This window comes from Fulvivirga sp. M361, assembly GCF_007097395.1.
Taxonomy (GTDB): Bacteria; Bacteroidota; Bacteroidia; order Cytophagales; family Cyclobacteriaceae; genus Fulvivirga.
On sequence record NZ_VKDC01000044.1, the window covers coordinates 47617 to 54193 of the forward strand.

Genomic DNA, 6577 nt, shown 5'->3' on the forward strand with positions numbered 1-6577 from the left:
ACACCTTCCATGTACATGGTAACCATGCCCACTTAATAAGCTAGTGTAAAACTAATCAATAAACGAGGCTCCACACCTAAATCGTTGTCATTAAGCAGCAATAATTCAAAAAGTAAAACAGACTGGATTACCTTTACCCACTTTTACAGAACGTGAATGAAAAAGGAAATCAAGCTACAGCTGTATCAATTGTGCCGGGAACAGATTGAAGAACGCATAAAAAATATCATCCATGCTATTCAATTGGCCAAAGAGTCAGCAGAAGGAGAAACCAAAAGCTCTGCAGGAGATAAATATGAGACCGGGCGAGCTATGATGCAGCAAGAAATAGAAAACCAGTCACGGCAGCTGGTGGAATCAAAGAAACTGCAGCAAGCCCTGAGCAGTATAGACGTTAAAACAAATACGGATGTGGCAGCGTTAGGAAGTTTGGTGATTACGGATGGCGCCGCTTTCTATTTATCTGTCAGTTTGGGCAGGCTGAAAGTGGAAGGGGAAGATTACTTCGCCATTTCGCCCTTATCACCCATCGGAGCTTTGCTGTCAGGTAAAAAGAAAGGGGATACTTTCAGTTTCAATGGAAAGCAAATCCGGATTACTGACATTATTTAGCAGGTCAATAAACCTCTGAAAATCAAGTGTCACTTATCTTCTATATTTCCGTTAAGCAAGAGTATGAGTAAATCAAAAGTGACCATAGGCTATGTATTCAAAACGATCATTTGGCCTAGAAGAAAATTTGTTTTTATCGGGCTCATCCTGATCGTGATCAGTCGTATGGCCAACCTGGTGCTACCTTATGCCAGTAAAATATTAATAGATGATATCATTCCTGTCAATGATATGGAGCAGCTGAAGATCCTGCTCATAGTAGTGGTGACAGCCGTTAGTGTGCAAGCCATTACTTCATTTTTACTCACACAGATCCTTAGCGTAGAGGCGCAGCACCTGATAGCCCAACTCCGGGCTAAGGTACAACGGCATATCCTGCAACTGCCCATCTGCTTTTTTGATAATACGAAAACGGGAGAACTGGTATCACGGATCATGACCGATGTAGAAGGCGTAAGAAACCTGGTGGGCACAGGACTCCTGCAACTTTTTGGAGGCATTCTCACTGCTATCGTATCTCTGGTTTTACTGATCAGTATCAGCCCGATGATGACCCTTTATGTACTGGTACCTGTGGCTATTTTTGGCATGATATCGCTCAAAGCATTTGGATACATCCGTCCGATATTCCGGGAACGGGGCAAAATAAATGCCGAGGTGACCGGCAGGCTGACAGAAACCCTGGGAGGTGTACGGGTGATCAAGGGTTTTAATGCGGAAGCACAGGAAATCAGAACATTCGAAGATGGGGTTGACCGCCTTTTTCAAAATGTCAAAAAGAGTCTTACATCTACCAGCATTGTCACCAGTTCAGCAACCTTTTTATTAGGGCTGGCCTCTACAGGAATTATGGGTATCGGGGGCTATATGATTATGAAAGGTGATCTTTCTTTTGGGGAATTCCTTTCCTTTACCTTGTACCTGGGGTTTATGATTGCACCTATCGTGCAGATGAGTAACATAGGAAGCCAGCTTACGGAGGCTTTTGCAGGGCTGGACCGTACCGAAGAGATCATGAACACTCCCCTGGAGGCAGACCACAAAGACCGGAAAGTAAAGCTGGAAGCTACAAAAGGACACATAAATTTCGAGAACGTTTCATTTGCTTATGAAAAGGACAAGCCCGTAGTAAAAGATGTGAATTTCGAAGCTCCGGCAGGCTCTGTAACTGCACTGGTAGGTACCTCGGGTAGTGGAAAAACCACCATAGCAGGGCTGGCCGCCTCTTTTTTGAATCCGGATGAAGGGCGCATCACTATTGATGGCATTGACCTTGCCAAAGTCACTTTAGAAAGCTTTAGAAGTGGGTTGGGAGTGGTACTCCAGGATGATTTTTTGTTTGAAGGCACTATCCGGGAAAATATTATGTTCCCCCGGCCTAATGCCACCCGGGAGCAACTGGACCTGGCCGTAAAAGCTGCTTATGTTCATGAGTTTACTGATCGTTTTGAAGAGGGGCTGGATACATTGATCGGAGAAAGAGGCGTTAAATTATCAGGCGGACAGCGTCAAAGGATCGCCATAGCACGCGCCATACTGGCTGACCCTCGTATACTGATATTAGACGAAGCTACTTCTAACCTGGATACGGAAAGTGAGACTTTCATACAGGCCAGTTTGAAAGAGTTGATGGCAGGACGTACTACTTTCGTAATTGCTCACAGACTAAGTACCATCCGGCAGGCAGACCAGATATTGGTCATAGAAGATGGAAATATTGTAGAGCGCGGAAAACATGATGAACTCATTGAAAAAGAGGGCCGGTACTTTCAGCTTTATACTTATCAAGCCAGAATTTAGGTCTGCGACGGTCTGCCGGCATTTCACCTGATATTACCGTAATCCTGCTAGCAAACGGAAACGTTCTGATAAATTAACGAACGGCATGACAATAGTCCATACCTACACCTTATATACAGTGTTTCCTCTCAGTCGCTTGGGTTTCCGAGTGACGACTATCAATTAGGCCTCCGGCCGGTTTTAGTAATTAAAACTTCAAATGTCATCTTTCATCACACTGGTTTAGGGCGTCCGCCCGGTGGGTATAAAGAGGTTTAGATGGCATGGGAATAGGCGTATAACAAACTTTTCAGGCTTTTCAATTTCCACACCATGACCACGGTATTAGCCTGGCTGTACTTCGGCCTTGCTATTACCAACAACACCGGTTAGGTCTATCTATCCACATAGTAAAGTACAGAAGACAAGATCAAAAAGAAGTAAACCTTAGTCCATAGCTATAGAAAATACTGCCGTAAATGACGCCCGAGCGGATGCTCTATCCCATGGTAGGTCGTAGGAACGCTGCGCTTAACCTACGACCAGTTCAATATGGGAGCATCGACAAAACCTAGTTTATTACCGAAATAACGGCCTTTCCGGTAATCTACCGTAGCACCGCCTAAGCAAAACTGCGTAGTAAAAATTACGCTTTTTAGCTCTTATATAGCCACCCTCAGTACCCTAACTTTGTATTGTTGATTTGAAAGAAACGAAACAGAGAGTAAGATGAAAAATATACTAATAGTAGCTGCCCTGATGATAGTAAGTGTGAGTACTGTTAAAGCGAATGTAAACAGCTTGACCCCACCCACTTCCGTAGAGCACTTTCAGGCTGAAGCCAAGGAGAATACCATTACATTAACCTGGGAAATCGCCGGTACGGACAGCACTGAGGAAGTGGTGATCAACATCACCAATTTAGAAGGTACAGTGGTATACGAAACTACCGCGAAAGGTTACGCTGCTACACTGGCACTTGACGGTAAATTAGAGGCAGGAGTATACATGGCTCAGATAAGCGTAGGAAACGTTCAAAAAACCAAGCGGGTAGTGATCCGATAAAAATATAGTTGATTTTGTGGAGAAGGGATAAAAGCCTGATCGTGTTAGCGGTCGGGCTTTTTTGCTTCTTCAGAAGTCTGTCCCTTCATATACGCTGCGAACGACTGGATAAAATACCTTGTGAATACTCTCCCTGGTCTTTGGATAAGTGCAGCAGTCTTTAATCCTCAGGGTCCTCTACGAGAGACCCTGAGGACGTGAGAAGGTCCATCCACATGATAACGTAAAAACAGTATCGAAAGGAAGTAAACCCGAATGGTGCCTCGGGTAATCACATCATAGATACACCCTCTACCTGGAGAGATATCCGGAATATTCACTTCGGTCCACAGATAGAAAATGCTGCCATAAATGAAGCCCGAGCGGACGCTCTATCCCATTGTAGGTCGTAGGAACACTGCGCTTAACCTACGACCAGGTAAGGGCTTAATCATAACTACAGATCGACATTGCGAGCCTTCGGTGGGCCATGCGTGAGGAAAGGCGCGGCAATCTCCCCGTTTAAAGAGATGGCCTGCCTTTGCCGCTCCAAACCTACCTATTTGCATAACCGGTATGGTGATGACGTCCTAAGAAAGGGGTGGGAGACCCTGAGTAGGTGAATTGTGCTGATTGCCAGTATTTTATGCATTTGCCTAATTTGATCAATCTAAAAATCCTTTAAAAGTGGAATCTCATCCTAGAAGCTTTGAAAATAGTAGCGTAGGCCTATTGAGGTATTGAAGTTGTTTAAGCGGTGGTTGAATTCTTCACTAAAATCTTTTTCAGGATCCGTGAACGAAAGGTTTATTCGGGTAGTAGCACTTTTAGTCAAGGTGAGGTTGAAGGATGACCGCCACACGAGCGCCAAACGTGGATGAATAAACTTAGTTTCGAGGTCCACACCTACCGCCAAGGAGAGGTTAACCTTGTTCCATTCTCTGTTGGGCACACTTGTTACTGTTAATGTATCCGAAACAGTAGTACCTTCTTGTCTAAGTATAATTCTTTGACCTTCTGGATATTTAACTTCATTGACAACACTAGCGAGCACTCCAAGACTTGGCGTGAAATGAAAGTGGTTTTGAAGGAACGTAAATGGATATCTGCGCCCGTAAGATATATTGATATTGGTAGCACTGATATTTAAGTTAAAAACCCGGACCCAATAGTCATCATGAGGTTGATACTCGTAGCTGAATAGGGGGAAATAGTCTTCAAAGAATAAGGTTGCCTTTACCACGTGTTTGTCTTGAATAACAGTACCAATGCTTAACGGCACTACACCTGAAAATCCGGTTAAACTGGAAATCTGTTTGGTACCGGAGCCAGAGGGCCTGGTAACGGTAAAGCCTGCACCAACCTGTATGAAGTGAGGTGGTTTGCGTAAAGAATCTAGCACATGCATTCGGTTTTGTGCTGATAGGGAATCAATTAAAGATAGTAGGAGCCAGGCAGCCAAGAATATTTTTTTGCTCATAACTTTTGCTTGCCTTTTGTTTTCAACGGAAAAAGGTAGCCTATGCTCATTTGCATAAATGAGCCATTTGATTTGATTGTATAGCCTCTGTCGCGATCTACGAATTCTCGAAATGATGTGCGGGTGCCAACGCCCAAACTCCCACGTAGTGTTAGAAGTTTTTTGTTTGGGAGTTTTACGGCTAGCGATACTCCTGCTGAAGGCATAACGCTGATCCACTTGCCATCGTCATAGTTCGGCCCTCCTTGTTGTGATGTTAAGCTGTCCGTGTTTGTGGTTAAGTTAAGAGAGCCATTGTTCAGGCTTGACTTCGCCCCGTTTCCAAGGTACACCAAAGGGCCTAACTCAAAGAACAGTTGGGCAGGAAATCGCTTTTTGATCACAATTTTTTTGACTTCATAGCTTGCTATGAGCGAGAAATGCCAAATACCGAATGTAGTCAATGATCGTCTTCTTCTTTTATATCTACCGCTTATTTGATACCTGCTGTACTTCCAGGAGACGGGTTGAGCCCTTGCACCCAGGTACATCCAAAACCGGGGTGATAACTGTTTTGTAAATAGCAATTGAAAGTTAGGTGAGGCCTGAGAGATATGTTGGAGTCGAATTTCATTTTTATTGGGCTTGTTTCCTTCCCAGAAAGAATGTGTAGCAGAAACACCCAATTCAAGACCCAGGTAACCATTGTATTTTTGACCGAGTAAACTCGTCTTGCTCAATAATACTATAAAGCCATAAATGACAACTCTCTTCATGTTTAGATATCCTTAACGTCAGACTCGGACATGTATTATCTATTGAATGCGTTTAGAAGTAGTGCTGCTGCATGGACCTTTGATTAAAAGGGCAAAAATCCAGAGAATTCACTTTTGAAATTAACAAAGTTCATATCAAGCAATTTAAGTACTTTATGATCATCTCCTGATTTTGAAAAAATGCTAATCAAAGGCAATAAGGATCGTTTTTACACAGAAATTATTTTTCATGAGTGGCCTAAATGAAGTCCGAGCGGAGGCTCTATCTCGTTATAGGTCATAGGAATGCTACGCTTAATCCAAGACCAAATTCAGGAACTTTTCAGCCTTTTTAATTTCCTGCCATCACCACAGTTTAAATCCTGTAAAAGCTTAAACACCCAGCCACACGGCCAGGTGTTCACACTTCTCTTAAGCTGGCTGTACTACGCCGAGTACTTCCAGGTATTGGGACTCACTTTCCAGGGCTATGCGGGATACGGCGATGAAGTCGGCCAGCCAGCTTTGCAGGGCGTCGAAGGCTTCGTCACGGCGCTGGGTGGCAGCCTGGGCTTCGCCTTTTTCGCGCAGCTGCCGGTTAAAGGCCTGCTCTACACCCAGTACCTGTAGCTGAGCGGCGGTGAGTTTGGCCTCGGTAATGCCGAAGCCGGCCAGGGCGGCGAGCAGGTCAGCATTGGCCAGGGCGTTCGCATAAAAGGCTTTGGCCTGCTTTAGCCAGCCGGAGAGGGTACGCTTACGATCACCGGAAAGCTGCAGGCTTTCGAAAGCGCCGCGGTCCTTGCGGGCAGCGATGCGGGCTATTTTTACGTGCTTCATGTATTCACGATTAGCCTGGGCTTTGGTGGTGTTAAGGGTGTCTGTGGCTGTGAATTGGTCGCCGTATTCCTTTTGCTGCTTGAGCTGTAGG

Annotated in this window: 6 protein-coding genes; 3 read left to right on the top strand and 3 right to left on the bottom strand. The window is 44.7% G+C overall.

The annotated features are described in order from the left end of the window. Window positions 1-156 precede the first annotated feature (156 nt). From FNH22_RS28275 to FNH22_RS28285, 3 genes are all read left to right on the top strand, one after another. Entirely contained in the window at window positions 157-612 is a 456-nt protein-coding gene (locus FNH22_RS28275) for a 3-oxoacyl-ACP synthase (RefSeq protein ID WP_255518178.1), read from the top strand. A gap of 63 nt (window positions 613-675) precedes the next feature. Further along, a complete protein-coding gene (locus tag FNH22_RS28280) occupies window positions 676-2412 on the top strand; it encodes an ABC transporter ATP-binding protein (RefSeq protein ID WP_143401887.1) in 1737 nt (578 codons plus the stop codon). A gap of 708 nt (window positions 2413-3120) precedes the next feature. Then, the gene (locus tag FNH22_RS28285; RefSeq protein ID WP_143401888.1) at window positions 3121-3456 is read left to right on the top strand and encodes a T9SS type A sorting domain-containing protein; all 336 of its coding nucleotides are present in this window, start codon (window positions 3121-3123) and stop codon (window positions 3454-3456) included. Window positions 3457-4135: 679 nt separating this feature from the next. Here FNH22_RS28285 and FNH22_RS28290 read toward each other — a convergent pair. From FNH22_RS28290 to FNH22_RS32195, 3 genes are all read right to left on the bottom strand, one after another. After that, the gene (locus tag FNH22_RS28290) at window positions 4136-4837 is read right to left on the bottom strand and encodes a hypothetical protein (protein WP_143401889.1); all 702 of its coding nucleotides are present in this window, start codon (window positions 4835-4837) and stop codon (window positions 4136-4138) included. A 74-nt stretch (window positions 4838-4911) separates the two neighbouring features. Next, on the bottom strand, window positions 4912-5670 hold the full coding sequence (locus FNH22_RS28295; protein ID WP_143401890.1) for a hypothetical protein: 759 nt from the start codon (window positions 5668-5670) through the stop codon (window positions 4912-4914). A 411-nt stretch (window positions 5671-6081) separates the two neighbouring features. Beyond that, the coding region (locus FNH22_RS32195) for a hypothetical protein (RefSeq protein ID WP_185154460.1) at window positions 6082-6577 on the bottom strand (496 nt) is incomplete at its 5' end.

What these genes read in the sequence shown, in the direction of transcription:
- FNH22_RS28275 (WP_255518178.1), top strand. Translation starts at nt 157, where the DNA reads ATGAAAAAGGAAATCAAGCTACAGCTGTATCAATTGTGCCGGGAACAG.
- FNH22_RS28280 (WP_143401887.1), top strand. Translation starts at nt 676, where the DNA reads ATGAGTAAATCAAAAGTGACCATAGGCTATGTATTCAAAACGATCATT.
- FNH22_RS28285 (WP_143401888.1), top strand. Translation starts at nt 3,121, where the DNA reads ATGAAAAATATACTAATAGTAGCTGCCCTGATGATAGTAAGTGTGAGT.
- FNH22_RS28295 (WP_143401890.1), bottom strand. Translation starts at nt 5,670, where the DNA reads ATGAAGAGAGTTGTCATTTATGGCTTTATAGTATTATTGAGCAAGACG.